Below are 25,979 nucleotides of genomic sequence, written 5' to 3' on the forward strand. Positions count from 1 at the left end.
AAACTCCGTCTCCCTATTCCTTTTCGGCCTTTTCCACCGCCGGCGCGGCGTCGCCTGCCTGCGGCGGCGCCAGAATGTGGATCGCCTCCTGGATCGATTCGATCGCGCGCTCGGCGGCGCGCACGCCGTGCGCGATCAGGTCGTCGGCGCGGTGAAAATCGAACCAGCCGATCTTGCCGACGCGGGGCGAGATCAGGAGATCGGGCGGATCGCCGGCCAGCCGTGCGCGGGTGATGCGGTCCTGCATGATGTTGAAGGCATCGACCATGACCGAGGAGATGCCGGGCCGCCCGCCGCCGCCGAAGAACTCACGCTTCATGGTGCGCTCGGCGGAGAAGAATTTTCCGATACCGCGTTTGCGCGGCTCGGGTTCGGGCAGCGCTTCCGGCATCACCGAAACCGAAACGCCGGCCGTGGGGCCGTGGGAATAGATCGTCGTGGAATGCGAGAATACGTCGCTGGAGAGATTGGCGGCTATGACGATCTCCGCGCCGAGCGCGCGCGCCGCCGACACCGGCACCGGATTGACCATGGCGCCGTCGACCAGCCAGCGGTCGCCGATCAGCACCGGCGAGAATATTCCGGGCAGGGCATAGGAGGCGCGCATCGCGTCCACCATCGGGCCATGGGTCAGCCAGATCTCGTGGCCGGTGCGGACTTCGGTCGCAACGGTGGCGAATTTCACCGGCAGGTCCTCGATCAGGCTTTGGCCGACCGCGGCCTCGAGTTCGGCCGCAAGCTTGGCGCCGCCGATCAGGCCCGAACCGTTCAGGCGGATGTCGAGATAGGAGAGGACGCTTCGCGGCTGCAAGCTGCGCGCCCATTCTTCCAGCGTGTCGAGATGTCCGGCGGCATAGGCGCCGCCGACCACGGCGCCGATTGACGTTCCGACCACGACGTTGGGAATGATTCCGTGGGCCACCAGCGTCCGGACGATGCCGATATGGGCAAAGCCGCGAGCGGCGCCGCCGCCCAGCGCGAGCCCGATTACCGGCCGGCGGATACTGCCGAGCCCTACCTTGTCCTGGGCCTTTTCTTGGGCATCGGAGCCCTTTTGGCCGCGGCCCATCCAGCTATCCAACACGTAAACTCTCCTGCGGCTTCAACGATATTCGCCGCGGCGCGGCCGCGCCAGAACAGTCCATTCCGATCCGCCTGCATGGTTTATGTCCTGCAAAGCGGGCCTAGGCGGGGAATGTGACTGGACCGCGACCGCAGCATTAACATTGGGTGCCGGAGCCGGTTCCGCCAGCGCCGCCGGCCGAACTTGCGCGACGGAGGCTTGAATTTGCCGCGTTTTCAGTGAAAAGCATGGCCATGATTTCGGACGGTCACGGTATCGTTGGAAACGGGCGGGGCGGATGGCCTTTTCCGGCGCTGGCGCTTGCCTTGATGCGTGCCTCGACGATTGCCTTGACGATTGCCTTGGTGCTGGCTGCACTGCTTCCGGCCCCGGCCTCGGCTCAGATGTTCTCGGACCGCCCGCCACCGGTGCCGCCAGCCGCCGTTCCGGATGTCCAGACCGCGCCCGCCATGAATCTGGCCCCACCGTCGGGGACGGGAACGATCCCGCCGCTTCCGGCGCCGCTGAACCAGCCCACCATTGTGCCCCCGTCGATCGCGACGATCTCGCCGGCGGCGCCTTCACCGGGGCCCGCAGCTCCAAATCAGGGGGTGCTGTCGCTGACGGCGCGCTACGGCAAGGATCTGCCGGTCATCAACGGCGGGCTGGTGTGGCGGGTGTTCGCCGACAAGCCCGACGACACCGGCACGTTCAAGCTGATCCGCGAGGAGCGCGGCGCGACGCCGAACATCGTGCTGCCGCCCGGCAGTTACGTCGTCCACGTCGCGCTCGGCCTGGTCAGCGCGGTGCGGGCGGTGAGCCTGAAGGCGGAGACCGATCGCGTGGCCTTCGTGCTTCCGGCCGGCGGACTGCGCATCGAAGGCCGCGTCGGCTCTAGCAAGATTCCGCCGAACCAGATTTCGTTCGCGCTCTACAAGGGCAGCCAGTTCGAAGGTGGCGCCGGCGCCGAACGCCAGTCGCTGGTGCCCAACGTGGCCGCAGGCGACGTCGCGCTGCTGCCGGAGGGGACCTACTACATCATCTCCAACTATGGCGACGCCAACTCCGTCGTGCGCTCCGACATCCGCGTCCAGGCCGGCAAGCTGACGGACGTGACGGTCAGCCACCGCGCGGCGGTGATCACGCTTAAGCTCGTCAGCGACCGGGGCGGCGAGGCGCTCGCCAACACCGCGTGGTCGGTGATCACGCCGGGCGGCGACGTCATCAAGGAATCGATCGGCGCATTTCCGCGCGTCGTGTTGTCCGAGGGCGAATACCGGGCGATCGCCAAGAACGAAGGCAAGGTGTTCGAGCGTCCCTTCAACGTCGTCAACGGCGTCGACGCCGAGGTCGAGGTCGTCGCACGCTAGCCGCGGCTCCCGGACGCAGCGGGTACGCCGCAGGAGCCGGACACAAAAATTGCGAAAACAACCCCATGCAAAGTAGAATGTGCCGGCTCTGAGCACGCGCACCGCTTGCGTCCGGGCACGAGATGGTCCGCCGTCACGCGCCGCCGCGCGGCATCGTCATGTCCGGCAACGGCGCGTCGGCTTCAAAACCGCGTCACGATATCCGACAGCGCCGGGCGCGGACGGTCCTCCGCGGGCTTGGCTGCCGTGCCGATATGGATAAAGCCGGCGAGCTTTTCATCCGCTTTCAGTCCTAGCCCGTCGAGCACCTCGCGGTCGAACGCGAACCAGCCGGTGAGCCAGCAGGCGCCGTAGCCGAGCGCGGTGGCCGCGTTGACGATGTTCATCGCGCTGGCGCCGGCCGACAGTTCCTGCTCCAGGGCGGGTACTTTTGGATGCGGCCTGGTGAAACTGATCACACCGATCACCAGCGGTGCATCCATCAGCCGGCGCTTTTCGATCTCGATGTCCGCGGCCGGCGCTGCCGGATTCTTTTTCGCGAACACTCGCGCGATGACCTCGCCAGCGCGGAGGCGTCCGTCGCCCTCGAACACGATGAAGCGCCACGGCGTCAGCTTGCCGTGGTCCGGCACCCGCGCGCCGATGGTCAGGATGGTCTCAAGTTCGCTGGCCGTCGGGCCAGGCCCGCTCATCTCGCGGGGCTTGACCGAGCGGCGGATCTTCAGGAGTTCAATGGCGTCGGGCACAAGGGTCTCTTTCGTCGGAAGTGGCTGTGCCAGAGATAGTGGCACAGCCGGTCCAGCGGAAGCCGATTTAGACCGATTATGATCAGACCGCCGACCGCGCCCGCTTCACGTCCGGCGGGGTTGCTTCCTCGACGAGCGCGGCCAGCGCCTCGGCGGTCGGCATGACGTTCTGTCCATCGCTGCCGAGCCGGCGGATCGAGACCGAATGGGTCTCGGCTTCCTTCTTGCCGACGACGAGCAGGGCAGGGATCTTCGCCAGCGAATGCTCGCGGACCTTGTAGTTGATCTTCTCGTTGCGCAGGTCGATCTCGACGCGCAGGCCGGCACGCCTGGCGGCGGCCGCAACCACCTTGGCGTATTCGTCGCCTTCGGAGGTGATGGTCGTGACCACCACCTGGGTCGGCGCCAGCCAGAGCGGGAAGTTGCCGGCGAAATGCTCGATCAGGATACCGATGAAGCGTTCCATCGAGCCGCAGATCGCGCGGTGCACCATCACAGGCGCCTTCTTGGAGCCGTCGGCATCGATATAGAACGCGCCAAAACGTTCCGGCAGGTTGAAGTCGACCTGCGTGGTGCCGCATTGCCAGTCGCGGCCGATGGCGTCGCGCAGCACATATTCGAACTTCGGTCCGTAGAACGCGCCTTCGCCGGGATTGATCGCGGTCTTGATACGGTTGCTGCCGCTGGCCTGAATTTCTGCCAGCACGGTGGCCATCACGCGCTCGGCATGGTCCCACATCTCGTCGGTGCCGACGCGCTTGTCCGGCTTGGTCGAGAGTTTTATCGTGAGTTCGCCCTCGAAGCCAAAATCGGCATAGGTCGACAGGATCAGCTCGTTGATCTTGAGACACTCGTCGGCAAGCTGGGCCTCCGTGCAGAAAACGTGCGCGTCGTCTTGCGTAAAGCCGCGCACGCGCATCAGGCCGTGCATGGCGCCCGACGGCTCGTAGCGATGCACCACGCCGAATTCGGCAAGGCGCAAGGGCAGGTCGCGGTAGCTCTTCAAGCCATGCTTGAAGATCTGCACGTGGCCCGGACAGTTCATCGGCTTCAGCGCGAACCAGCGCTTGTCCTCGGCCTCATCGCCGGCGGACTGCGCCGCGAACATGTTCTCGCGGTACCAGTCCCAATGGCCCGAGGTTTCCCACAACGCCTTGTCGAGGATCTGCGGCGCGTTGACCTCGCTGTAGTCGCCGGTGAGGCGGCGGCGCATATAGGCGATCAGCGCCTGGAAAATTGTCCAGCCCTTCGGGTGCCAAAACACCACGCCGGGGCCTTCTTCCTGGAAGTGGAACAGGTCGAGCTCGCGGCCGAGCCTGCGGTGGTCGCGCTTCTCGGCTTCCTCGATCTGCTTGAGGTAAGCGTCGAGCTCTTCCTGCTTGGCAAACGCCGTGCCGTAGATGCGCGTCAGCATCGGGTTGTTCGAGTCGCCACGCCAATAGGCGCCCGCCACCTTCATCAGCTTGAAGGCGTTGCCGACCTTGCCGGTCGAACTCATATGTGGGCCGCGGCAGAGATCGAACCAGTCGCCCTGGAAATAGATTTTGATCGGCTCGTCGCCGGGAATGGCGTCGACCAGCTCGACCTTGAAGGCCTCGCCCTTGTCGCGGAACACCTGCTTGGTCTTCTCGCGGTCCCACACTTCCTTGGTGAAGGGCTTGTCGCGCGCGATGATCTCGCGCATCCGCTTTTCGATCGCCGCGAAATCCTCCGGCGTGAACGGCTCGTTGCGGAAGAAGTCGTAATAGAAGCCGTTCTCGATCACCGGGCCGATGGTGACCTGCGTGCCCGGCCACAGCGACTGCACGGCTTCCGCCAGCACATGCGCGCAGTCGTGCCGGATCAGTTCCAGCGCCCTCGCATCGTCGCGGTTGATGAGCTCGATCTTCGCGTCGTGCGCGATCGGATCGTTGAGGTCGGCGACCACGCCGTCGAGCGCCATCGCCACCGTGCGCTTGGCCAGCGAGGGCGAGATGCCCTTGGCGATGTCGAGCCCGGTGATGTCCTTGGCGTATTCGCGCTTGGCGCCGTCGGGGAAGGTGAGGGTGATCTTTTCCAAGGGCTCGGCCGGTTTCAAATTTGCAAGGCCGAACTGGAATCCGGATGCAGGCGTATTCTGGTCAGGCATATCAGTCTCCTAAAGCTCACTCCTGCGAACGAGCGCAGGTAAGCGGAATGCTGCGGTATAGCAGGGGATTCGGCGCCTGCAATCGGGCAATTTGCTAAATTGGGCGTGATGGAAGCCGCCGCGGGGGGCTGCAGCCTGAGCCTCGTTGCCCGGAAAAACGGATTACTTCTTCACAGTCAACGCACGCAGAGCCCGCGAGGCATCAGCGGAATCAAATCAATAAATCTCATGACAGCGATGACAAATAGTCCGGCATCGCGGCCTTTTCTTGGCGGGGCTCGCCGCGTACATGCATGTGCATGAAACATGTGCCCATGCCCGTCCATGCCGAACGCCGCTTTGCGCCCAGCGCACTCATGCTCGGCAACATTGTCATCGGCTGCTCGGTGCTGGCGCCGGCAGGCATGCTTGGCGAGTTATCTTCCGATCTTGACGTCAGCATTCGCACTGCGGGTCTTCTGATCACCTTCGGTGCGATCATGCTTTGCATCGGTTCACCCGTTACGGCGTGGCTGACTTCCAGGATCGATCGTCGCACCTTGCTGACGGCGACGCTCGCAGTGCTTGCGCTTACCAACTTCGCCTCCGCCCTCGCGCCCGATTACACCAGTCTTCTGATCATCCGCCTGGTGATGCTCGCGGTCGGCGCGCTCTACACGCCGCAGGCGGCGGGAACGGCCGGGCTGATCGTACCGGAGCAAAAGCGCGGCAGCACCATCGCTTACATCTTTCTCGGCTGGTCGCTGGCGGCGGCGGTCGGCCTGCCGCTGATCACCTTCATTGCCAGTCGGTATGGCTGGCGCGCAGCCTATGGCAGCATTGGCCTGATCGGCTGCGTAAGCTTCCTTCTTCTGGCCTGGCGCCTGCCGCGTGGGCTGATGGGTGCGCCGGTCGACCTCAAGACATGGACCGCTATCGGCCGCAACAGGCTGATCGTGCTGTTGCTGTTAATCACCACGCTGCAGATGTCCGGTCAGTTCGTGGTGTTCACCTTCATGGCGCCGCTGCTGGCGAGGCTGACGGGGGCAGGGCCGGATGCGATCGGGCTGGTGTTCGCCGTCTACGGCGTGTGCGGCGTCATCGGCACGGCGATCGGAGCCCGCATCGTCGATTCCTGGGGCGCCTGGAAGACGTCGGTATTCTTCACGGTGCTGTTGCTGGCGGGCGTGGCCGGCTGGGCGCTCAGCGCCGGCATCTATCCGCTGATGGCTGTGTCGGTCGCGATCTGGGGCCTCGGTTTTGCCTCCACCAATTCGATGCAGCAGGTGCGGCTGGTCGGCGCGGCACCTGCGCTCTCATCCGCTACGGTGTCGCTCAACACGTCGGTGCTCTACATCGGGCAGGCGGTGGGATCGGCGATCGGCGGCTTTCTATACGCGCACGATCTTCTCTACGCCGCAGGCTACGTCGCCTCGGCCTTCGTTGCGTTGGCGCTGGTGACGGTGATCCTGACCAAACCGAAAAATAGTCTTTAGCGGAACATGATCAAAGCGGATGACGGCTCACACGCCGCGATGGCGCGGCGAAGAGGCGGTTACCGGTTTGCGTAGGGTGTGCTGGCGACCCGGGTCAAAGCGGGCGTTGCCGCCATCTTGACCAGCACGTCCTTCACCGGATGCTCGGTCCAGGCCTGCGTGACGTAGTTGCGGTGGGTGACGCCGTCGGGCGTCTTCACGAACACGACGCTGCCGGGCAGCAGCGGCCCGTCCATGCTCTCGGTGACCGTGATGCCTCTGTCGCGGAGCATCTGCATCAGTTCCTGGTCGTGCCGCTTGGTGTAGCGGGTATATGAGCTGACGAAGAAGCCGGTCCGGTTTTTCTCGATCCAGGACGCGAACTTGTCGAGCTCGCCGTAGACGGCGTCGAGCAGGAACACGCCGCGGACCCGGTTGGGGACGCCACCGACCTCGAGGCTCCACGCGGTCGGCAGGAAGCCGCCGCTATAGCCGACGATCACGATCGGCAGGTTCGCGAATGCCTGCGCCGACTTTGGATCGCCGTAGAGGCGGGCGAGGTGGCTCGCCGACTCATCGATGAAGCGCTTGAAGCCGCCCGGCTGCCAGAACTTGCCGGCCGAGGAATCGGCGGCGTTCACTGCGAGCTGGGGCGCGAGCAGCACGGCGTTGACGCCGGAATCCGATATCTGCTGCGGCACCAGTTGCCGGTCGCGGACGTCGCGCTCCAGCGTCGCGCCATTGCCGTGGAAGAACACCACGATCACGCCCGGCTTCCTGGCATCGAACGTCTCGGGGACATGCACCAGCACGCGGCTGTCGTTGTAGGTCTCGTCCTGCCAATAGACCCGGCCGCCATAGCTGCGGTGGCCCTTGCGGTCGCCCTTGGAGATGTTGAGGAACGGTTCTTCGGAGCGCGGATTGGTGCCGAAATAGGGGAAGGCCGAGGACTTCATGCTGACCAGCGTGGTCAATTCTTCGCGCTCGCTGCGGGGCAGCGCCAGCGTCTGCGTCAGCGACGCGACCCTCACGGGCTCGGTACGCGCGGCGCGCGGCTGAGGCGCCAGCGCAACCTGGCGCTGGACCTGCGGCAGGCTTTCATTGGCGGTCGGGAAACGGTCGGCAAATCGCGGCTGGGGGAAACGGTCGTCAAACGTATCGATTGAAGTCCGGGACTTTGCGGCCCGGGATTTTGCGCCATCCGTGTTCGCCGCCAGCATTCCCGCGCTTGGCGCCTTGCCGCATTGAACTAGGACAAACGCCAGCGGCATGCACAGCGCAGCCATCGCAACCCAATGCCATCGGAGCGGCAAGGGGAACGGCAAGGCGCGGCGCGGCATGACCGGGGACGCTGCCCGGTTGGCGCGATCAGCTGTCAGGAATTTCGGAATTGCTCCGACCATCCACCCCAATGTCCCAAGATCGACCGTCAACCGGCGTAAGCTCGCACGCGTTTAGGCGACATTAAGCGTCCGGAAAAACTCCCCACGTCCGGAAGCCCTGAGGAGACCATGCAATCGTGTCGCGATTGTGGGACCGTCACGATGTTTTCGCAATCCGGTAGTGCCACGGGGAGGCTGGCGGTACCATAGAACCTATTTTGTCTCTCAATTTAAACCATTGTTAACATTGCTTGAATTGAAGCGCGTGTGCCTGCACGATGGCAGCTCCTGGCTGCGGCGCTGAAGGTACGGTCCGAGATGGCGGCATCAGAAACGGGAAGCCCGGCGTGGCCCGGCTCGCGCTCCGGCAGCGGCTCCAGCGTTTCGGTACTGGTGGCGGTTGCCATCGTCGTTGCCGACATGGTCGGCGTCGGCGTCTTCACCAGCCTCGGCTTTCAGGTCAAGGACATCCCCTCGGGCTTTTCGATCCTGTTGCTGTGGACGATCGGCGGCATCGTCGCGTTGTGCGGGGTGTTTTCCTACGGTGAACTGGGCGCGATGTTTCCGCGCTCGAGCGGCGAGTACAATTTCCTCGGCCGGGCCTATCACCCGGCCTTCGGTTTCGTGGCGGGCTGGGTTTCGGCAACCGTCGGCTTCGCCGCGCCCGTGGCGCTGGCCGCCATGGCATTCGGCGAGTATGGCAAGTCGGTCGTGCCCAACGCGCCGCCGCTCGTGCTTGCGGTCGGCGTGGTCTGGCTGGTGTCGCTGGTGCAACTCACCGGCGTGCGGCATTCCTCGAACTTTCAACTGATCGCGACCATTCTGAAGGTGTTGCTGATCGTAGCCTTCCTGGTCAGCGGCTTTGTGATCGGCACGGCGCAGCCGGTATCGTTCGCGCCATCGGCTTCCGACTTCACCCATATCGTCAGCGCGCCGTTCGCGATCAGCCTCGTGTTCGTGATGTATTCGTTCTCGGGGTGGAACGCGGCAACCTACATCATCGGTGAGGTGAGGTTGCCCGAGCGCAACGTGCCGCGGGCGATGCTGTTCGGAACGCTGATCGTGCTGGTGCTGTATGTGGCGCTCAACGCGGTGTTCCTGCACACCGCGCCGATCGACAAGCTGGCAGGCCAACTCGACGTCGCACGCATCTCCGGCAGCTACATCTTCGGCGAATTCGGCGGCCGCATCGTCGGCGCGATGATCTGCTTCGGTCTGATCTCCTCGATCAGCGCGATGATGTGGATCGGGCCGCGCGTCATGATGACGATGGGCGAGGACCTTCCGGTGCTGCGGGCGTTCGCTCGCCGCTCGACCGGCGGCGCGCCGGCTTACGCCATTCTGTTTCAGCTCACGGTCGCGAGCCTGATGCTGTTTACGCGCAGCTTCGAGGCGGTGCTCGACTTCATCCAGTTTGCGCTGCTGTTCTGCTCGTTTTTTACCGTGCTCGGTGTGATCAAGCTGCGCATCACACACCCCGATCTGCCGCGGCCCTACCGTGCCTGGGGCTACCCGGTAACCCCTGTGGTTTTCCTGCTCGTGACCGGGTTCATGATGTACTACCTTTTGACCGAACGGCCGTTGCAGTCGCTGCTGGGTCTTCTGATCATGTGTTCAGGTCTCCTGATTTACGCCGTCTTCCGCAAGCGGGCAGATCAAGCCCCCGCGGCCGTATCCGCGGGTCGCGAATGAACATGCTGCATTCCCTGAAAACGGCGACGCTTGCTGCTGTCATGCTGCTGGCGGCTGTGGCTACCGTCCATGCCCAAACCGCAACGGTGGACGATACCGCGAAATTTCTGGCCGGCATGATGCCTTCCGTGGATTCGCCGCTGGCGCCGCTCACCAAGGAGCCGGCCTGGCAGCGTCACGCCAAATTCTTCGACACCGCGTTTGGGCAACTCGAGCAGCGCCAGTTGTCGCGGATCCGTGCCTGGGTGGATACTAATCTGGCGGCGCCCAAGCCGACCATGTTCTACATGTTCTCAGGCCCGGACTTTCTCTACGCGAACGCGTTCCATTCCAAGGCGTCGACCTACGTGCTGAGTGCGCTCGAGCCGGTCGGCTCGGTGCCCGACCTCTCGCGATTGCCGCGCGGCGGCATTGCGTCAGCGCTCTACAATGTCGAGCGCTCGCTGGGTTCGATCCTGAGCTTCAGCTTCTTCATCACCAAGGATATGAAGACCGATCTGCAGGCGGGCCAGATCAGCGGTACCTTGCCGATCCTCTACGTGTTCCTGGCGCGCTCGGGCATGACCGTGAAGAGCGTCAGTCCGATCTCGCTGGACGACCAGGGCGCGGCATATCTCGCAGGCGAGAATGCCGGACCGAATGCCGTGCGCGGCGTGCGCATCATGTTCGCCGGCAGCGACGGTCAGGAAAAGACCCTGTATTATTTCTCGACCGATCTTTCCAACTCCGGCGTGAAGGGGAGCGGGTTCCTGAAGTTCTGTGCGACGCTCGCGCCCGGCAACAGCCTGATCAAGAGCGCCTCCTATCTGCTGCATTCCGGCAACTTCACCACGGTGCGCGACTTCCTGCTCAATAACAGCGCCACCATCATCCAGGACGATTCCGGAATTCCGCTTGGCTATTACAGCACGAAGAAGTGGCGCTTCTTCCCGTTCGGCCGTTATCTGGGGCCGATCGACGAATTCCCGGGACGCTATCAGGATTCATATGCCGCACTGTTCCGGCGCGCGCAGCCGATCGATTTCGGCATCGGCTATCGCTGGCGGACGCCCGAAACGAATTTGCTGCTGTCGGTGAGGTTGCCCGACGACGGCCCGGCCAGTTCCGATGCGACGTCGTCGACCGAACTCCCACCACCGCCGCCGCCGCGCGTGCGAAAGCCGCGTCCGCCGGCGGACATCGGACCGCAGCCGAGAGGCGGATTTTTCTTCTGGCGGTGAGCGACGGAACGCAGGCGTGCCGCAAGCTTCGTATTCATCCGCCGTTGACGCCGCGCCATCGACCATAACGCCACGGCAGATACCATCGCGCGCCCGGGGGGGTGATCAGCGGCACATTGTCGATGCCGGATGTGCCCCAGGGTTGGCAGCGCAGGATCCGCGCCAGCGTCATCCATCCGCCGCCCCATAGACCGAAGCGTTCGATTGCTTCGTCGCCATACACCGAGCATGTCGGCAGATGCCGGCAGTTGTAGCCGACCAGCAGCGATAGTGTGTGGCGGTAGATCCAGATCAGTCCGCGCCCTGCATTGCGCGGCAGACGACGGACAATGTTGGCACAATCCGTGCAGTGTTTTGGAGGTGATGATGAATGATCCGCGGGCGCCATGCTGAACTATGTACGTAGTTTTTCGGGTGTTCCCAAGCGCGGAACTCAATGCGTGCAGATATTTACGCCACAGTTCGCAACTATCGCACCGCAGTATACCGGAGTACGCCAAGGTATTATGGACGACACAGGACAGGACAGTTACCGTTTGAGCCACGCTTCGATGACAGAATCATGTCGCGCTGAAGTGGGGCCGTTGCCATCGCTCCCTAAAGGGGGCTTGGGGGAAGGAACCAAATTGAGGTTTGTGAGGTCGCTGAAAGCTCGCGGCTGGGCGCTCCTTGGCGCCACCGCCTTTTGTCTCGCATTGCCTGGCGCGATCACGACGCTGGGCAACTCGGCGCACGCCGGCGGCACCCTCGAAGAACGCAAGCTGCCGATGCATTTCAAGTGGAATGCTTGCCAGCCCGATTGCAGGGGCTGGGTCTCAGCGGTCGGCATCGTGACATCAGATAGTCCGAGGGAGTTCGACGAGTTCGCCAAGGGCCGGCAGCTCGCCGGCGCGACCATCGTGCTGGATTCCAGCGGCGGCTCGGTCAACGATTCCATCGCGCTTGGCCGCCGGTTCCGCGGTCTCGGCGCGCTGACCACGGTCGGCGCCACCGTGCGCACGCAGGCCCCGCAAGGCGAACGCGCGAGCGTGACGCCGGAAGCCCATTGCGAGTCGATGTGCGTGTTCCTGCTTCTCTCGGGCAAGACCCGTTACGTGCCGCCGGGCGCGCATGTCCGCGTGCACCAGATCTGGATGGGCGATCGCGCCGACGACGCCAAGGCCGCGACCTACACCGCGCAAGACCTGATGATCGTGGAGCGCGACATCGGCCGGCTCGCGAAATTTACCTTCGACATGGGCGGCACCGGCGATCTGCTCTCGCTCGCGCTCAGTGTGCCGCCGTGGGAAGATCTGCACGAGATGTCGCGCGGTGAATTGCGCCTGACCAATCTCGTCACGACCGATGCGGTCGCCGATGTGTTCCCGCAGGACAATGCAACGGTGCCGATGGCCGAGGCGAAGCCTGCCAAGCCGCAGGACCGCTTCGTCAGTTCCACCGTCGGGGGCGACGCGCAACCGCAGGGCAAGTCCACCAAGACCGCCGAGGCCGCGGCTCCGACCGGTGGCTCCGCGACTGCGCCGGCGCATCCGCAGCAGCCGGCTCAGCCGCAGCAGAAGTAAGCCGTATTCTGGCAGACGGTGTCATCATCCGCGAAGGCGGATGATCCAGTACGCCGCGGCGCTGGTGATAAATCGAGAATTCCCGGCGTACTGGATACCCCGCCTTCGCGGGGTATGACGGCGGTATGTGGGGACGCCCCTTACGCCTGCGCCGGCTGCTTCGCTCTGGCCTCGATCTGGCCGATGGCATCTACCACGGCGTCGAAGGTCAGCATGGTCGAGGCATGGCGGGCCTTGTAGTCGCGCACCGGTTCCAGCAAGGCGATGTCGGCCCATTTGCCTTGCGGGGGACCGCCGTTTTCTTTCAACATCTTGCGCACGGTTTCTCGCAGTTCACGTAACTCGCCAGCCGTCGAGCCGACCACATGGCTTGCCATGATCGAGGAAGAGGCCTGGCCGAGCGCGCAGGCCTTCACGTCATGGGCGAAGTCGGTGACCACGGGTCCCTCCATCTTCAGGTCGACCTTGACGGTCGATCCGCACAGCTTGGAGTGGGCGGTGGCGCTGGCATGGGGGTCGGGGAGGCGGCCGAGGCGGGGGATATTGCCCGCCAGTTCGATGATCCGCTTGTTGTAGATGTCGTTCAGCATGAGAATCGGTGTCCCGGGCGACGGTCTGAGCGCCCTTGGCGGCTGGGTTTCATCGTCCTATATATGGACAGGAACGGCCGAAAAACAGCCCGGCCTTTCGCCGAGGCGTGCCGAAATGGAAACCAATTCGCCCGCCAACGTATTGTGATGGGACTCAGGCGTCCGGCGGCAAACCCGCCCCGTCTGCCCGGTGACACTCCGGTCCTTCGGGCCGGTCGAACGGAGAAGACATGGACGCATTGATCAAATCCCTCCGCCCCGGCAAGGCGCCTGACTTGAAGCCTTCTGAAGTCAAATCGCCCGATGTGGCTCCGGAAACCCGCCCGGCCGAGCTCGATCCGGCCGAGTTCCTGGCGGCTGCCGTTCGCGCCGACCTGCCGCGCCCGTCGCGCGCGGAGGCCGAACAGGCCGTGCACGTCTTGCTCAGCTATATCGGCGAGAATCCCGGCCGCGAGGGCCTGCTGGATACGCCGCGCCGGGTGGTCGAAGCCTTCGACGAACTCTATCAGGGCTACCACCAATGCCCGGCCGAAGTGCTCGACCGCACCTTTGGCGAAACCGCCGGCTATGACGATTTCGTCCTGGTCCGCGACATCGAATTCACCTCGCAATGCGAGCACCACATGATGCCGTTCTACGGCAGGGCCCATATCGCCTATACGCCGGTCGAGCGGGTGGTGGGATTGTCCAAGCTGGCGCGGCTGACCGATATCTTCGCCCGTCGCCTGCAGACCCAGGAGCACCTGACCGCCCAGATCGCGGCCGCCATCGACGAGGTCTTGAAGCCCCGGGGCGTTGCCGTGCTGATCGAGGCGGAGCATACCTGCATGTCGGTGCGCGGCGTCGCCAAGCATGGCGCGATGACGTTCACCAGCCGGTTCACCGGCATGTTCCGCGACAATCCGGCGGAGCAGCAGCGTTTCCTGTCCCTGGTGCGAGGACCGAGCCGGTAACCTCGCTTGAATTTTGGCGAGGCCAGCCGTGTCCACCTCAAAACATGATCACGATCGCGAAGAAGGGCTGGAATTCCAGCCCAAATTCGACGCGTCCGGGCTCGTGACTGTTGTCGCGACCGACGCTGCGACCGGCGACGTGCTGATGGTCGCGCACATGAATGACGAGGCGCTGCGCAAGACGATCGCGAGCGGCGAGGCCTGGTACTTCAGCCGTTCGCGCAACGCGTTGTGGCGAAAAGGTGAGACGTCGCGTCAGACCCAGCGCGTGGTCGAGATGCGCCTGGATTGCGACCAGGACGCGGTCTGGATCAGGGTAGAGCAGATCGGCGCGGCCTGTCACACCGGCCGGCGCTCGTGTTTCTACCGCAAGGTCGATTCTGCCGATGGCGGCGCGCGATTGTCATTCGTCGACGCCGACCGCCTGTTCGATCCAAAGGCGGTTTACCGCGAATAGCTTCGGTTCGTCCGGCCGACAGCCGGATCATTCCAGCAGCTCGGCGATCATGCGGGCGGCACGCCTTGCCCCTTCGGCCTCGACTGGTTTCGGCTTATCCGGGCTCGACAAAGCCTGCATCATTATAGTCGGTCGTGAGAAACGCTTCATGCTCGCCGCCGGATGGCATCGGGACGTAACCGACAAAGTCCGTCAGCCAGGCAAGCTTCGCCTTCTTCAGCTCGGGGTGCTCGTGCCAGTAATGATCGATGTCCCAGGCCTCGTCCGCGATCACGAGGTCATAGGCGCCTTGCTCGACCGCCTCCTGGAAGGTCATGAAATTCTTGATCAGCACTTCATCCATGCGGCGGAGCGCCTGAAAGCAGTGCAATTCGTGCTCGCCGCTTTCGAGCTCGATGTGTCGCGTCTCGCTGGCAAGCCGGGCGCTAAGCGGATGAACGTGCTCGTTGCTGGCCTCTAGCAGGCGCGTGACCGGGTCCTGCGCCAGCCAGTCCACGCTGAGATCGGGATGGAGCCTGCGCATCTCGCGCGCGATGGCAATATCGCGGCGGCCATGCCCGAGGCCGATCGGCGACGAAAGGTAGAGGGCACGTTTCCCGGCCCCGTTGCGCCGGACAGTCCCGCGCGCCGGCGCCGTGATGCCGAGCCGTCGGTCGATAAAGTCGCTGATCAGGGTGTTCGCCTTTGCAGGATACCGCCCGAGAGGGTTATGGCCGCCGCCTTTGATCGTGACGAACTCCGAGCCGCTCACCTCGGCGTGCGCGGCCTCCGCGCGCGCGTGGAGCTGAATCTGGTCGTTGTCGCCGTGGATGAACAGCACCGGACAACGGATCTTGCGGTACATCTCTTCGCTGACGTCGAAGCGGGGTGGAATGTTGCGCGCTTCCACCGTGTTGATCAGCGTCGGCCCGCTGGTCTCGACGGCCCAGCCGATTCCGTCTTCGATCTGCTTGGTTGAATGCGGCTCGCTGCAGATATTGCGAATGAAGAACTCGGCGAAGTCAGGATAGTTCTTCAGCCAGTAATCGCGGTTGTACTTGTTCCAACCTTCGTAACTTTCCCGCTCCGCCGAAAAGTGCGAGGCGGCCAACCTTGCATAGGGCGGAGGTCCGATGGTTGAGACCGTACCGACAAGAACCGCTGCCCTGACGCGCTCGGGATGATACGCCGCCAGGATGGAGGCGAGCAGGCCGCCGAACGAAAGTCCGACCAGGATCGACTGGCCGACGTCGAGAGCATCCATGACGGCGAGTGCGTCGGCCAGGTAATTGTCCAGCGTGTAGGCGGTGACATCCTTCGGCCGGTCGGATTTGCCGTTGCCCCGGCCGTCATAGGTGATGCAGCGGAAGCGCTCGCTGAAATAGGGTAGCTGCGCCTTGTAGATTCGCGAGTGAACGATGCTCCAGGCCGGGATGAACAGCATGGTTTCAGGCGCGTCGCCGTAGATTTCGTAAGCGAGATTCACGCCGTCGCGGGTAACCAGCCCCTCACGATCCGGCAGTTTTGCGCGCATGCTTCACCTCTTGTCTGACGAGGATCCTTCCGCAATCCGGATGAGATCGCCGACGCGGCGAAGCGACGCCCGTATCGGCGAACCCTTCTTCTCCAGGCCAAGCAGGAACAGGCTTTCGCCCCCGATGAAGCTGGCGGCGGCGATCGCGCCGGCTTCCTCCGCCGAGAAGGGGCCGAGGGGGCCGATCTTCGCTTCAGCCGCCCGTGCCAGGCCGACGATCAGATCGACCCAACCCATAATGCCGGCGCGGATCACCTTGGCGACTTCCGCGTCATGCCAGCTCACGGCGATCAACTCCTGCAGCACCCGCACATAGCCTGAGGCAATGTCCTCATCGAGGTAGTCGCAGGCGCGGTCCCACTGCTCGGACAGTTTCAGGGATGGGTCTCCGAACAATCTGTTCTGCCGGTCCAGAAGCTGGGCATTGAGATATTCGAACAGCTGGAGGACCAGGTTCTGCTTGGAACCAAAATGATAGTGAATTTGGCTGAGCGGCACACCTGCTTCCGCCGCGACCTCCCGGGTCGAGAGGCCCGCATAGCCGGCATGACGCAGCACCTTCTTGGCCGCCTCGAGCAGGCTCGTGCTGGTCTCTATCTTCTTCACTGCGGTGCGCGCCATATTGTCTCGCGATGTGATTGATCTCAGCCAAACGCTACATGAATTCCGGCCGCAAAGGCTAGGCGCGCCGTCTCGCCTGCGGCTTGCAGTCTTGATATCCAGGCGTCGATGCCCGGCGCGACGCCGGGCATCGTGGCTGCGACTAACCCAAATCATCCGCACGCGCTTTGCGTCCCGGCAGCGGGATCAGCATCGATACCTGCTCCCGGTAGCGGCGGTACTGGTCGCCGAACAGCGCGATGAGATCGCGCTCCTCCAGCCAGATGCCGATCAGGATGTAGCCCGTGGTCGCGATCGCGAACAGCAGATGTCCGACCGTCATCACCGGCGTCGCCCAAAAGGCGATCAAGAACCCGAGATAGATCGGGTGCCGGACCGACTTATAGAGCATCGGCGTCTTGAATTTGGCCGGCGGCAACTCCTGCCTGAGCAGGCGCGCCAGCACCTGACGCAAGCCGAACAACTCGAAATGGTTGATCATGAAAGTGCTGGCGAGCACCACGGTCCAGCCGATCCAGGAGATCGCCTCAAGCACGATCGCGCCAAGGGGATCGGTCACCGACCAGATGACGTCTGTCATCGGCCGCCACTGCCAATAGAGCAGGAGCAATGCGAGGCTGGCAAACAGCACGAATGTCGTGCGCTCGATCGCAGGCGGCACGAGGCGTGTCCACCAGCGCTTGAAGGCGGGACGCGCCATCACGCTGTGCTGGATAGCGAACAGGCCGAGCAGCAGGACGTTGATGATCAGGGATGGAATGAACGGCCCCGGCTGGCCGCTGTCGATGGTTTTGGGTACCGGCAGGTTTCCCACGAAGGCAATCGCATAGAGGAAGGTGGCGAGAAACAACAGGTAGGTAACGATGCCGTAGAGCATCGCAACCAGGCCGCCGGCGGTGGTCTTTGCAGAGGGAGGATTGATGGCGTGATCACTCATGAGCTGATCCTGTTTCCGGAAAGTTGAAGGCGGATGCCCGTGCAATGTTCATCGGTCGGGGAAGCCGTCGCCCGGCACTTCCCCGTCATTCCGCGGCCGTCCGACCGCTATTAATAGGTCGGTCGATCGACCGAAATGTTCAACCCGCGATGCGGTTTTTTTGAGGCGAGGACGCCCTTAACGCGCCATTAACCATAATTGCGGCAGTCTCGACCGTGTACAGGCGCTGATTGCCAGGGCCTTGAGAGCCCGCGCGGTCGTTTCGCGAGGAGCGGGGCACCAGAAACATGTCGGTCGACACAACAAGCGCCATGGCTGCGGCAGGTGTCGATCCCACGCGCGTGAAGATCACGGGTTCGATCAGGCAGGCGGCCTCGACCACCGGCGCCAGCTTCGAATATCTGCTCGCCACCGCGAAGATGGAATCCAATTTCAACCCGAAGGCCGCCGCCACCACCTCGTCGGCGCGCGGGCTGTTTCAATTCATCGACCAGACCTGGCTCGGCACCGTGAAGGAAGCAGGCGCCCATCTCGGCTACGGCAAATATGCCGAGGCCATCACCAAAGATCCTTCCGGCAGCTATTCGGTCAGCGACCCCGACGCGCGCGCGGCAATCATGAAGCTGCGCGACGATCCGGAAGCCGCCTCGTCGATGGCGGCGGTGCTGACCCAGTCCAACAGTTTCAAATTGACCGGCAAGATCGGCCGCCGCCCGACCGACGCCGAACTCTATATGGCGCATTTCATGGGCGTCGGCGGCGCCGGCAAGCTGATCCAGAGCGCCGAAGACAATCCGAACGCTTCCGCCGCGCGGATGTTTCCGAACGCGGCCGCGGCCAACCAGTCGATCTTCTACGATCGCTCGGGACAGGCCCGCAGCGTCTCGCAGGTCTATTCGGTGCTGAACACGCGCTACGCGGCCGCCGCCAGTTCGCCGGTGACGCGCACCGCGATGGCGGCCGCCGGCGGCGATCTGCCGAGGCGCATCACGGTCGCGAGCAACGCCGCGCCGGCGACGACGGCGATCGACAACGCCGCCTATCTGTCGAGCTTCCCGGATCAGCGCAGCGTGACGCCGGTTGCGGCAACGTCGCAAACTGCCGCTGCGTCACCCGAACCGATCTTCCGCTCGCTGTTCCAGGCCGGCGAACGCACGCAGCCGATTTCGCCGGCGGTGCAGGAATTGTGGGGCAGTAATTCGTCAGCAACCTCGGTTGCGTCAGCAACCTCGGTTGCCTCCGCGAGCACCGTGTTGTCGGGGCACAAGCCCGAGGTGCGCGCACCCGGCCGGCTCGATCTCTTTAGCGACCGCAACGGCACGTTCAGCAGCTAGTTCGTAGGATGGGCAAAGCCCCCGGGTCGCGCGAATGCGCGCCCGATGACAGGCTCCGCGTGCCCACCATTCAAGAACACCGATGTGGATAGATGGCGGGCACGGCGCAAAAGCGCCTTTGCCCACCCTTGCTACGCAACTCACCCTGATCGACGACAATGGTGAGCATATGATGGAGCAGGGGCCTTCGCGGGATTCCCTACCGGATGTGCCAACGCCCATCATCTGGTGAACCGCTCGAACGCTTCGGCGATCTTCATCGTTGTTGGCTCGCGGAAGCCGGGAGAGGAAAGGTTCCATTATCCCGACGACGCCATCAAACATTAACGAGGCGTTGTCACGCCCTTAACAAAACGTCAATAAAACCAGCCGTTTATGGTGAACCCTTTGTTAAGCGTCGTGGTTTATTTTTTCTAATAGTGGCACCGCGTCACGGTGTCGTCACAGGTTGCGTAAGCCAGGACCATGATCGTTCGGCAGTTCATTAGTTGGATTCGTACCGCTCCGGCAGGCGAGCGGGCAGAGGCGACGCGGGCTTTGGCGCGGGCCTGGTTGATTTCAGATCTTTCCGAGGACGATCGCATCGCCGCCGAAGGCGCGCTGCTGATGCTGCTCGACGATCCGTCGCCGCTGGTCCGCCAGGCCATGGCGGAGGTATTTTCGCGCAGCCCGGACGCGCCGGCAGCGATCGTGCAGGCGCTCTCGCTCGACCAGCCCTCGATCGCGCTGCCGGTGCTCGAACACTCACCGCTCCTGATCGATGCCGACCTCGTCGACATCGTCGCGACCGGCAACAGCGACATGCAATGCGCCATTGCCCGCCGCATCAACCTGCCGCCCTCGGTCTCCGCCGCGATTGCCGAAGTCGGCTCGGCGGCTGCAGCGCTCGAACTGATCGAAAACGCCTACGCCGAGCTGGCGCCGTTTTCCTGGGACCGCATCGTCGAACGTCACGGCCATCTCGCCGCGATCCGGGAATCGATGCTGGTGCTGGAAGGCCTTCCCGCCGCCACCCGCGTTGCGCTGATCGCCAAACTCTCCGACACGCTGGCGCAATTCGTCGTCGCGCGTAACTGGCTGAGCGCCGACCGGGCAGGGCGGCTTGCGAGCGAAGCGCGCGAGCGCTCGACCATGAATATCGCGGCGCGTTCGCGCGGTGAGGACATGCAGGGCCTGGTGCAGCACCTGCGCGCCACCGGGCAATTGACGGCAGGCTTGATCCTGCGCGCGCTGTTGTCGGGCAATATCGAGCTGTTCGATGCGGCGCTGGCTGAACTGGCCGATCTGCCGCTGGCCCGCGTGACGGCGCTGCTGCACGATCGCGGCGGCGCCAGCCTGCAGGCGCTCCTGATCCGCGCGGGCCTTCCCGAATCGACCTTCGCGGCGTTTCGTGTGGCGCTCGAGGTCAGCCATGAAACCGGCTATGTTGATACCATTGGAGGCGCGGCGAGGCTGCGCCGCCGCATGGTCGAGCGCGTGCTGACCCATTGCGAGACCGACCGCAAGGCCGCCGAGCCGCTATTGATTCTGCTGCGGCGCTTCGCGACCGAGTCCGCGCGCGAAGAAGCCCGCATGTTCTGCGAGGAACTGGTCGCCGACGAAGCGTTTGTGCCGCCCGAGCGCGATCTGATCGCGGCGTAAGCTGCTATTGCAACACATCGGCTGTCGTCCCTGCGAACGCAGGGACCCATACCGCGTAATCTATTGATGAAGTGCGATGGCAGACGCTTTGTGTTGTCCAACACGCGCTGTGGATTGCTGAATCGAAGCCGTCTTCCAATGTGCCCATTCCGCCGGCCGCGGCGTATGGGTCCCTGCGTTCGCAGGGACGACAACGTGAGAGAGTGGCGACTCTCTCACTCCGCCGGCACGATGCTCGGCGCCAGGATCGCTTCGAGATGTTCGGGGCGGTCGCGGTTGACCTTGAGCAGGAATTCGTCCGCGACCCCGCGCAGTTGCTTGCTCAGCTTGCTCGCCATCGTGGCGGTGTCGAGCTTGGTGCGTTCGCGCACGATCGCCTGAATGGCGTTGATGTGGTGGGTGATCAGCTCCGCCGGGACCTGGTCGAGGTCGGGCGCGTGTTCGATGATGCGGCAGAGGCTTTCGGCGGCAGCACCCGCGGAAGGGAAGCCGAACGTGGCGGCGTCGCCCTTGATGTCGTGGGCGGCGCGAAACAGCTCTTCGCGGTTGTCGACGGTGAAGCCGTCGCGGAGGACGACCGCATGCGCCGCCGAGAGCCGGTCGGCCTCGATAGTCATCCAGTTCTTGAATTCGCCGGACAGTCCGGCGAGCGCCTTTTCCGCGCGCCCGACGGGATCGTCGAGGTCGGATTCGGGAACGCGCAGCAATGCCTTGCGCAGGGAGTTGGGCTGCGTGATCACGTGGTGATCGCCAAACGACTTGACCTGTATCGTCCCGGGCTTTTCTTTCGCCATGATGGTCTCTCCAGGCCGGCGCTAGACGGCCGAGCGCGCCTTGTCGAGCAGCGACGGCTGTTGCATGACTTCCACCTCGCCGCCGACGCGGCGCTCGGGGCCGATATAGGCGTTGTTGGTGTTGCGCCGGCGGTCGGGGCCGAAATAGGTCTTGGTCTTGATGAAGGGGCGCGGGTTGGCGACGACGTTGAGAATGCGCTGGTAGAGTCCCTTGGCCGAGATCGGCTTCGCCAAAAACTCGGTGACGCCAGCATCGCGTGCGACGGTCACGCGGCGCTTCTCCGAATGCCCGGTCAGCATGATGATCGGCGCGTAGGGATTGCCCTTCGATTCCGGCTGCCGGATCATCTGCGCCAGTTCGAGGCCGTCGAAGATCGGCATTGACCAGTCGGTGATGACGATATCGGGCACGTAATGGCTGTACATTTCCAGTGCAGTGGCGCCGTCCTCGGCCTCATAGGCCTCGCGCGCGCCGAACGAATGCAACAGCGTCCGCAAGATGCGGCGCATGTGCGGATTGTCGTCGCAAATCAGAAACCGCAGCTTGTTGAAGTCGATGCGATACATGGTCCGGCCCGGCCCAGCAAAACAGTATACTGGTGTTAACCATATCGCGGCGCTCGTTAAGGAATGGTTGCGAAGCCGGCCTATCAGGCTCGCGCGAATACCCGATGGCGCTACTTTTTTCGGATAGGAACCCGGTTCAAGGTCAACGGGCGGTCACCGGGCGGGCGTCAGGACCCGAACTGCTCGCGCAGGATGCGTTCCTCGAGGCTGTGACCGGGATCGAACAGCATCCGCATCGAGATCGTCTTGTCGGACAGCACCTCGACGCGGCATACATCGCGCACGTCGTCATGGTCGGCGGCGGCCGCGACCGGACGTTTCTCGCCCTCGAGCACCTCGATGACAACGAAAGCGGAGTTGGGGAGCAGGGCGCCGCGCCAGCGGCGCGGGCGGAACGCGCTGATCGGGGTCAGCGCCAACAGCGCGGCGTTGATCGGCAGGATCGGCCCCTGGGCCGAGAGATTATACGCGGTGGAGCCGGCCGGCGTCGCCACCAGGATGCCGTCGGCGATCAATTCCGCCATCCGCTCGTGCTCGTCGATCAGGATGCGCAGATGCGCGGCCTGGTTGGTCTGGCGAAACAGCGCGACCTCGTTGATGGCGTGATGCAGGTGCACCGTGCCATGGATGTCGGTGGCGCGCATCAGGAGCGGATTGATCAGGGATTCCCGCGCCGCCGCCAGCCGCGTCTGCAGGTCGTGCGTGGTGTATTCGTTCATCAGGAAGCCGACGGTGCCGCGATGCATGCCATAGATCGGCTTGCCCGAGCGCATGTGGCGATGCAGCGTCTGCAGCATCAATCCGTCGCCGCCGAGCGCCACCACGACGTCGGAATCGTCGGCATCATGATTGCCGTAGAGCTTGACGAGCTGCGCCAGCGCGGCCTGCGCCTCGGTGCTTGCGCTCGCGACAAAGGCGATCCGGTCGTATCGCTTGGGGGTGGCCATCGGACGACGAACTCTCGGGTAGCGCCAGGATTGGGTGGCGCCGGATTGCGCCGCGCTCGTCTATACACCTTAGGCAGGCTTGTCGAGATAGCCCGGCGGCACTTTCGCGCCGGTAACGTAAACCGCTGGTCATCAGGGCGTCATTTTTCCTGCAACGTCCGGATCGGGTCCCAATCCTCGCCCGGCGGGTTTTGGGCCAATTCCCGGGCCCGCGCGGCAAACAACGATGCCGGCCGGTCGATGTCGGCCGACCGGCCGAAATACTGCGCGGCGCGCTCGAATTCGCGGGCGCGCCATTGCGCAAGCCCGTCGGCGTAGTCGGTGATCAATACCGCTTGCGAGGATGTCAGCCCGGCCGACAGCGCCAGCAATTCGTAGATTTTCAGCGCCTGGGTTCGCCCCTTGACCCTGATGGCGTCGAGTTCGCGCCAGGCGAAGGCTTCGCCGGTGAGGGCTACGGTGGTCTCGGAAGCGATGACGGTGGTGCCGTAGAATTTGTTGGCGCCCTCCAGCCGCGACGCCAGGTTCACGGCGTCGCTCATCACCGAGTAGTTGAAGCGCCGCCGCGATCCGAAATTGCCGACCAGCGCCTCGCCGGAATTGATGCCGATCCGCTGCGCCAGCTTGTATTCGTGGAAGAGGGGCGAGGAGGCGTTGAGTTCGGCCAGTTGCGCGCAACAATCCAGTGCGGCGCGCGCCGCATTGGCGGCATGATCGGGGTCGTCCGCCGGCGCGCCGAACACCGCCACGATGGAGTCGCCGATATATTTGTCGACATATCCGCCGTGACGCTCGATGACGTCGGTCATCGCCGAAAGATATTCGTTCATCAGCTCCATCAGGTTGTCGGGCGACATCTTTTCCGCGATCAGCGAAAATCCCTCGATGTCGGAGAAGAACACCGTCACGTCGCGGGTTTCGCCGCCGAGTTCCGGCAATTTGTTCGACGACAGCATGCGGTTGATGACGTGCGGGGCGAGGTAGAGCGCAAAGCTCTTCTGCAGCAGGCGGCGGTCCTTGTCGGCGATGACGAAGCGGAAGCCGATCGTGGCGGCAAGCGCGAACAGGCTCGCCAGGAGCGGCTCGGCGATCGGCAGCGCCAGCGCATGGTTGAAGGCGATCGTGGCGCCGGCAATGCTGGCCACGATCACGGCCATCCAGGCCAGTGCTGCGCTGAGCGGCCGAAACCGCCACGCGGCAGCCGCCGCCAGCACCGCAAACAGGGTAGAGATCAGGAAGCGCACCAGCGGGCCGGGTTCGACCACGGCGTTGCGCGAGATCAGATTGTTGACCGCTGTCGCATGGATATAGACGCCCGCGATCGTGCTGATTCTGAAGCCGGCCATGACCGGCGTGCTCTCGGCCGCGCAGCGCGGTGCGCGCGCGCCTTCGATGCCGGTCGCGAAGCGCTTGGAGGTCTGCCGGCGATCCTCGATATCAAGAACAGTACCGAAGATGACGACCTTGCCGTCGAACCAACGCCGGAAATAATCCTTATCGTTCTTGACGGCGCACGCACGCAGATCGGCAAACGAGAAGGTCGGGATGTCGTCGGCGCCGCCTTCGAAATTCAGCGTCATCGTGTTCGGCACGCGGCCCGGAACTGGGTATCCCGCAAGCGTCATCCTTCCGCGCTCGTCGAATTGAGGCGCGGTCCCCAGCGCCCGTGCCGCCAGCTCGACCGCCATGGTCGGCATTTTCGCGCCGTCGATGGTAAAGGTCAGCGGCACTCGGCGTACAACGTCGTCGCTGTCGGTATGGTCGTTGAGCGGCCGGATATTCTGCTGCTGGCGTACCGCGATCCGCTGTCCTGACGACGGCATGATCGAGCGGTCGCCCAGAACCTGGCCCAGCACCACCTTGCCTTTGGTGGACGCTCCGGCAAGCGCACGCAAAAAGTCGCGGTCGAAACCGCGGATCTTTTCGCCCAGCATGCCGTCGCCAAACGGTATCTCGGACTGTTCGAGCGAGTTCGGAATCACCACGTCGAAGCCGGCAACCTTGGCGCCGCCTTCCAGGGTCGCAGCTAACACGCGGCCGATCTCGCCGGTCCAGGTCAGCATCGGCGAACCCTTGAACGGGGCGGTGCGCATGCTTTCCTCGTCGATCGCGACGACGACCGCCGGCGAAGCGGCCGGATCATGGCTGCGGCCGAACATCTCCCAGCGCAGGGCGGTGAGGATATCGAGGGAGAGCCCGCGGATCGGTCTGGCCACCGGAGAAATCGAAGCCGCCGCGCAGACCAGCGCGATGGCGGCAACCACCATCCTGTTGCGCGTGCTGCGCCGGATTCTCAAGCGGGATGGCCCGTCACGCCTATTCCATCCGCAGCAACCGGCCGACGATCGGCGTCACGCCGGGCCTGGCCTGCGGGTCTACCCTGAAGACGATCCGCGATGATTTGAACGTTGCGGCATAGAGGCCGCCTGGAGCCAGCGCGACGTTCTCGCTGGCGAAATCGAGGAACCGTCCCTTGAGCTGGGTGCCGCCAAGACTAATCTCCTGACGCTCGCCCGGCACGTCGAGGCGCCGGATAACCAGCTTGCCGCGGCCTTTGGCTTCCACCAGCGGCGACGCTCCGTAAAGCGTGAGCTGCGACTGCGGCAAGGAGGCCGTGTTGTCGACACTGCGCAGCACGGTGGCGGCGACGCCGCTGGTCTCGCGCGTCGTCGCGTTGGCCTGGCTGGGATCGCAATTCGTCCTCTCGGCCTTGACCTCGGCGAGGTGGACGGCGCTCTCCTCGGTGCCGACGACGACGGTGCCGGCACCGCTGATCGTCTCGCGCCGGCATGACTTCAGGTAGCTGAGAATGACCGAGCCGCCGTCGCCGATCTTGATGACCGCCTTGGGCGTCACATAGTCCATGAATTCCGCGCCGGTGACCTTGCCCTGGACGTCCTCGACCACCGCGACCGGCGAATCTGCGATCGCCGGGGAGGCCAGCGCCAGCAGGCCAAGACAAACAGCAATCGAACGTTTCATTTTTAAGTCCCCATTGAAAAGCGCAG

At 64.0% G+C, this 25,979-nt stretch carries 23 protein-coding genes; 9 read left to right on the forward strand and 14 right to left on the reverse strand.

Features of this window, described 5'->3' with window-relative positions; translation table 11 throughout:
* Positions 1 to 13: 13 nt before the first annotated feature.
* Positions 14 to 1,084, reverse strand: a complete 1,071-nt coding sequence (locus tag C7G61_RS18385) for a patatin-like phospholipase family protein (protein WP_190241871.1) — start codon at positions 1,082 to 1,084, stop codon at positions 14 to 16.
* A gap of 233 nt (positions 1,085 to 1,317) precedes the next feature.
* Here C7G61_RS18385 and C7G61_RS18390 point away from each other — a divergent pair, with 233 nt between their 5' ends.
* A complete protein-coding gene (locus C7G61_RS18390; protein ID WP_420836772.1) occupies positions 1,318 to 2,433 on the forward strand; it encodes a hypothetical protein in 1,116 nt (371 codons plus the stop codon).
* A gap of 182 nt (positions 2,434 to 2,615) precedes the next feature.
* On the opposite strand, the gene C7G61_RS18395 is transcribed toward C7G61_RS18390, so the two are convergent.
* The gene (locus tag C7G61_RS18395; RefSeq protein WP_108516785.1) at positions 2,616 to 3,179 is read right to left on the reverse strand and encodes a nitroreductase family protein; all 564 of its coding nucleotides are present in this window, start codon (positions 3,177 to 3,179) and stop codon (positions 2,616 to 2,618) included.
* An 82-nt stretch (positions 3,180 to 3,261) separates the two neighbouring features.
* Positions 3,262 to 5,307: a threonine--tRNA ligase gene (thrS, locus tag C7G61_RS18400; RefSeq protein ID WP_108516788.1), complete on the reverse strand. Its 2,046-nt coding sequence runs from the start codon at positions 5,305 to 5,307 to the stop codon at positions 3,262 to 3,264.
* A 314-nt stretch (positions 5,308 to 5,621) separates the two neighbouring features.
* Here thrS and C7G61_RS18405 point away from each other — a divergent pair, with 314 nt between their 5' ends.
* Positions 5,622 to 6,782, forward strand: a complete 1,161-nt coding sequence (locus C7G61_RS18405) for an MFS transporter (RefSeq protein ID WP_420836770.1) — start codon at positions 5,622 to 5,624, stop codon at positions 6,780 to 6,782.
* 59 nt (positions 6,783 to 6,841) lie between these two features.
* Here C7G61_RS18405 and C7G61_RS18410 read toward each other — a convergent pair whose 3' ends face one another.
* Entirely contained in the window at positions 6,842 to 8,164 is a 1,323-nt protein-coding gene (locus tag C7G61_RS18410) for an alpha/beta hydrolase (protein WP_420836771.1), read from the reverse strand.
* 297 nt (positions 8,165 to 8,461) lie between these two features.
* On the opposite strand from C7G61_RS18410, the gene C7G61_RS18415 reads away from it, so the two are divergent.
* Both C7G61_RS18415 and C7G61_RS18420 read left to right on the forward strand, forming a co-directional pair.
* Positions 8,462 to 9,835 carry an APC family permease gene (locus tag C7G61_RS18415; RefSeq protein WP_108516791.1) on the forward strand — a complete coding sequence of 458 codons (1,374 nt, stop codon included), beginning with the start codon at positions 8,462 to 8,464 and terminating at the stop codon, positions 9,833 to 9,835.
* Between the two features lie 2 nt (positions 9,836 to 9,837).
* Complete coding sequence (locus C7G61_RS18420) at positions 9,838 to 11,055, forward strand: hypothetical protein (protein ID WP_108516793.1); 1,218 nt, start codon at positions 9,838 to 9,840, stop codon at positions 11,053 to 11,055.
* A 34-nt stretch (positions 11,056 to 11,089) separates the two neighbouring features.
* Here the strand turns inward: C7G61_RS18420 and yidD are convergent, their stop codons facing one another.
* On the reverse strand, positions 11,090 to 11,443 hold the full coding sequence (gene yidD, locus C7G61_RS18425; protein ID WP_108516795.1) for a membrane protein insertion efficiency factor YidD: 354 nt from the start codon (positions 11,441 to 11,443) through the stop codon (positions 11,090 to 11,092).
* 238 nt (positions 11,444 to 11,681) lie between these two features.
* Between yidD and C7G61_RS18430 the strand changes: the two genes are divergently transcribed.
* Positions 11,682 to 12,617 (forward strand): COG3904 family protein, encoded by a 936-nt coding sequence (locus C7G61_RS18430; protein ID WP_108516797.1) that lies wholly within the window; start codon positions 11,682 to 11,684, stop codon positions 12,615 to 12,617.
* 140 nt (positions 12,618 to 12,757) lie between these two features.
* Here the strand turns inward: C7G61_RS18430 and C7G61_RS18435 are convergent, their stop codons facing one another.
* Entirely contained in the window at positions 12,758 to 13,207 is a 450-nt protein-coding gene (locus C7G61_RS18435; protein WP_108516799.1) for an iron-sulfur cluster assembly scaffold protein, read from the reverse strand.
* 230 nt (positions 13,208 to 13,437) lie between these two features.
* Between C7G61_RS18435 and folE the strand changes: the two genes are divergently transcribed.
* Together folE and hisI are read left to right on the forward strand one after the other, a co-directional pair.
* Positions 13,438 to 14,160, forward strand: coding sequence for a GTP cyclohydrolase I FolE (folE, locus tag C7G61_RS18440; protein WP_108516801.1), 723 nt, complete (start codon positions 13,438 to 13,440; stop codon positions 14,158 to 14,160).
* A 28-nt stretch (positions 14,161 to 14,188) separates the two neighbouring features.
* Complete coding sequence (hisI, locus tag C7G61_RS18445) at positions 14,189 to 14,617, forward strand: phosphoribosyl-AMP cyclohydrolase (protein WP_108516803.1); 429 nt, start codon at positions 14,189 to 14,191, stop codon at positions 14,615 to 14,617.
* A gap of 94 nt (positions 14,618 to 14,711) precedes the next feature.
* Here the strand turns inward: hisI and C7G61_RS18450 are convergent, their stop codons facing one another.
* The 3 genes from C7G61_RS18450 to mddA all read right to left on the reverse strand — a co-directional run bounded on the left by C7G61_RS18450 (position 14,712) and on the right by mddA (position 17,688).
* A complete protein-coding gene (locus C7G61_RS18450; protein WP_108516806.1) occupies positions 14,712 to 16,130 on the reverse strand; it encodes an alpha/beta fold hydrolase in 1,419 nt (472 codons plus the stop codon).
* A 3-nt stretch (positions 16,131 to 16,133) separates the two neighbouring features.
* On the reverse strand, positions 16,134 to 16,751 hold the full coding sequence (locus C7G61_RS18455) for a TetR/AcrR family transcriptional regulator (RefSeq protein WP_190241872.1): 618 nt from the start codon (positions 16,749 to 16,751) through the stop codon (positions 16,134 to 16,136).
* Between the two features lie 142 nt (positions 16,752 to 16,893).
* Positions 16,894 to 17,688 carry a methanethiol S-methyltransferase gene (gene mddA / locus C7G61_RS18460; protein ID WP_108516810.1) on the reverse strand — a complete coding sequence of 265 codons (795 nt, stop codon included), beginning with the start codon at positions 17,686 to 17,688 and terminating at the stop codon, positions 16,894 to 16,896.
* Positions 17,689 to 17,975: 287 nt separating this feature from the next.
* Between mddA and C7G61_RS18465 the strand changes: the two genes are divergently transcribed.
* Together C7G61_RS18465 and C7G61_RS18470 are read left to right on the forward strand one after the other, a co-directional pair.
* Entirely contained in the window at positions 17,976 to 19,022 is a 1,047-nt protein-coding gene (locus C7G61_RS18465) for a transglycosylase SLT domain-containing protein (RefSeq protein ID WP_108516812.1), read from the forward strand.
* Between the two features lie 465 nt (positions 19,023 to 19,487).
* Entirely contained in the window at positions 19,488 to 20,663 is a 1,176-nt protein-coding gene (locus C7G61_RS18470; RefSeq protein WP_108516815.1) for a DUF2336 domain-containing protein, read from the forward strand.
* A gap of 215 nt (positions 20,664 to 20,878) precedes the next feature.
* Here the strand turns inward: C7G61_RS18470 and C7G61_RS18475 are convergent, their stop codons facing one another.
* From C7G61_RS18475 to C7G61_RS18495, 5 genes are all read right to left on the reverse strand, one after another.
* Complete coding sequence (locus C7G61_RS18475) at positions 20,879 to 21,457, reverse strand: Hpt domain-containing protein (RefSeq protein ID WP_108516817.1); 579 nt, start codon at positions 21,455 to 21,457, stop codon at positions 20,879 to 20,881.
* A 21-nt stretch (positions 21,458 to 21,478) separates the two neighbouring features.
* A complete protein-coding gene (locus C7G61_RS18480; protein WP_025590237.1) occupies positions 21,479 to 22,024 on the reverse strand; it encodes a response regulator in 546 nt (181 codons plus the stop codon).
* A gap of 167 nt (positions 22,025 to 22,191) precedes the next feature.
* Positions 22,192 to 22,971: an NAD kinase gene (locus tag C7G61_RS18485; RefSeq protein WP_108516819.1), complete on the reverse strand. Its 780-nt coding sequence runs from the start codon at positions 22,969 to 22,971 to the stop codon at positions 22,192 to 22,194.
* 140 nt (positions 22,972 to 23,111) lie between these two features.
* Positions 23,112 to 25,238, reverse strand: a complete 2,127-nt coding sequence (locus tag C7G61_RS18490; RefSeq protein WP_108516822.1) for an adenylate/guanylate cyclase domain-containing protein — start codon at positions 25,236 to 25,238, stop codon at positions 23,112 to 23,114.
* 49 nt (positions 25,239 to 25,287) lie between these two features.
* The gene (locus C7G61_RS18495; protein ID WP_108516824.1) at positions 25,288 to 25,953 is read right to left on the reverse strand and encodes a hypothetical protein; all 666 of its coding nucleotides are present in this window, start codon (positions 25,951 to 25,953) and stop codon (positions 25,288 to 25,290) included.
* Between the last annotated feature and the right edge of the window lie 26 nt (positions 25,954 to 25,979).

Source organism: Bradyrhizobium algeriense (genome assembly GCF_003062295.1).
In the GTDB taxonomy this organism is placed as follows: Bacteria; Pseudomonadota; Alphaproteobacteria; order Rhizobiales; family Xanthobacteraceae; genus Bradyrhizobium; species Bradyrhizobium algeriense.

Excerpts from the sequence above, each read along its gene's own strand:
- C7G61_RS18465 (WP_108516812.1), top strand. The coding sequence starts at position 17,976 with ATGTCGGTCGACACAACAAGCGCCATGGCTGCGGCAGGTGTCGATCCC.
- folE (WP_108516801.1), top strand. The coding sequence starts at position 13,438 with ATGGACGCATTGATCAAATCCCTCCGCCCCGGCAAGGCGCCTGACTTG.
- C7G61_RS18405 (WP_420836770.1), top strand. The coding sequence starts at position 5,622 with ATGCCCGTCCATGCCGAACGCCGCTTTGCGCCCAGCGCACTCATGCTC.
- C7G61_RS18480 (WP_025590237.1), bottom strand. The coding sequence starts at position 22,024 with ATGTATCGCATCGACTTCAACAAGCTGCGGTTTCTGATTTGCGACGAC.
- C7G61_RS18420 (WP_108516793.1), top strand. The coding sequence starts at position 9,838 with ATGCTGCATTCCCTGAAAACGGCGACGCTTGCTGCTGTCATGCTGCTG.
- C7G61_RS18415 (WP_108516791.1), top strand. The coding sequence starts at position 8,462 with ATGGCGGCATCAGAAACGGGAAGCCCGGCGTGGCCCGGCTCGCGCTCC.
- C7G61_RS18390 (WP_420836772.1), top strand. The coding sequence starts at position 1,318 with ATGATTTCGGACGGTCACGGTATCGTTGGAAACGGGCGGGGCGGATGG.
- C7G61_RS18490 (WP_108516822.1), bottom strand. The coding sequence starts at position 25,238 with ATGGTGGTTGCCGCCATCGCGCTGGTCTGCGCGGCGGCTTCGATTTCT.
- C7G61_RS18470 (WP_108516815.1), top strand. The coding sequence starts at position 19,488 with ATGATCGTTCGGCAGTTCATTAGTTGGATTCGTACCGCTCCGGCAGGC.
- thrS (WP_108516788.1), bottom strand. The coding sequence starts at position 5,307 with ATGCCTGACCAGAATACGCCTGCATCCGGATTCCAGTTCGGCCTTGCA.
- C7G61_RS18450 (WP_108516806.1), bottom strand. The coding sequence starts at position 16,130 with ATGCGCGCAAAACTGCCGGATCGTGAGGGGCTGGTTACCCGCGACGGC.
- C7G61_RS18475 (WP_108516817.1), bottom strand. The coding sequence starts at position 21,457 with ATGGCGAAAGAAAAGCCCGGGACGATACAGGTCAAGTCGTTTGGCGAT.
- C7G61_RS18455 (WP_190241872.1), bottom strand. The coding sequence starts at position 16,751 with ATGGCGCGCACCGCAGTGAAGAAGATAGAGACCAGCACGAGCCTGCTC.
- C7G61_RS18435 (WP_108516799.1), bottom strand. The coding sequence starts at position 13,207 with ATGCTGAACGACATCTACAACAAGCGGATCATCGAACTGGCGGGCAAT.
- C7G61_RS18485 (WP_108516819.1), bottom strand. The coding sequence starts at position 22,971 with ATGGCCACCCCCAAGCGATACGACCGGATCGCCTTTGTCGCGAGCGCA.
- yidD (WP_108516795.1), bottom strand. The coding sequence starts at position 11,443 with ATGGCGCCCGCGGATCATTCATCATCACCTCCAAAACACTGCACGGAT.
- C7G61_RS18410 (WP_420836771.1), bottom strand. The coding sequence starts at position 8,164 with ATGGTCGGAGCAATTCCGAAATTCCTGACAGCTGATCGCGCCAACCGG.
- C7G61_RS18495 (WP_108516824.1), bottom strand. The coding sequence starts at position 25,953 with ATGAAACGTTCGATTGCTGTTTGTCTTGGCCTGCTGGCGCTGGCCTCC.
- mddA (WP_108516810.1), bottom strand. The coding sequence starts at position 17,688 with ATGAGTGATCACGCCATCAATCCTCCCTCTGCAAAGACCACCGCCGGC.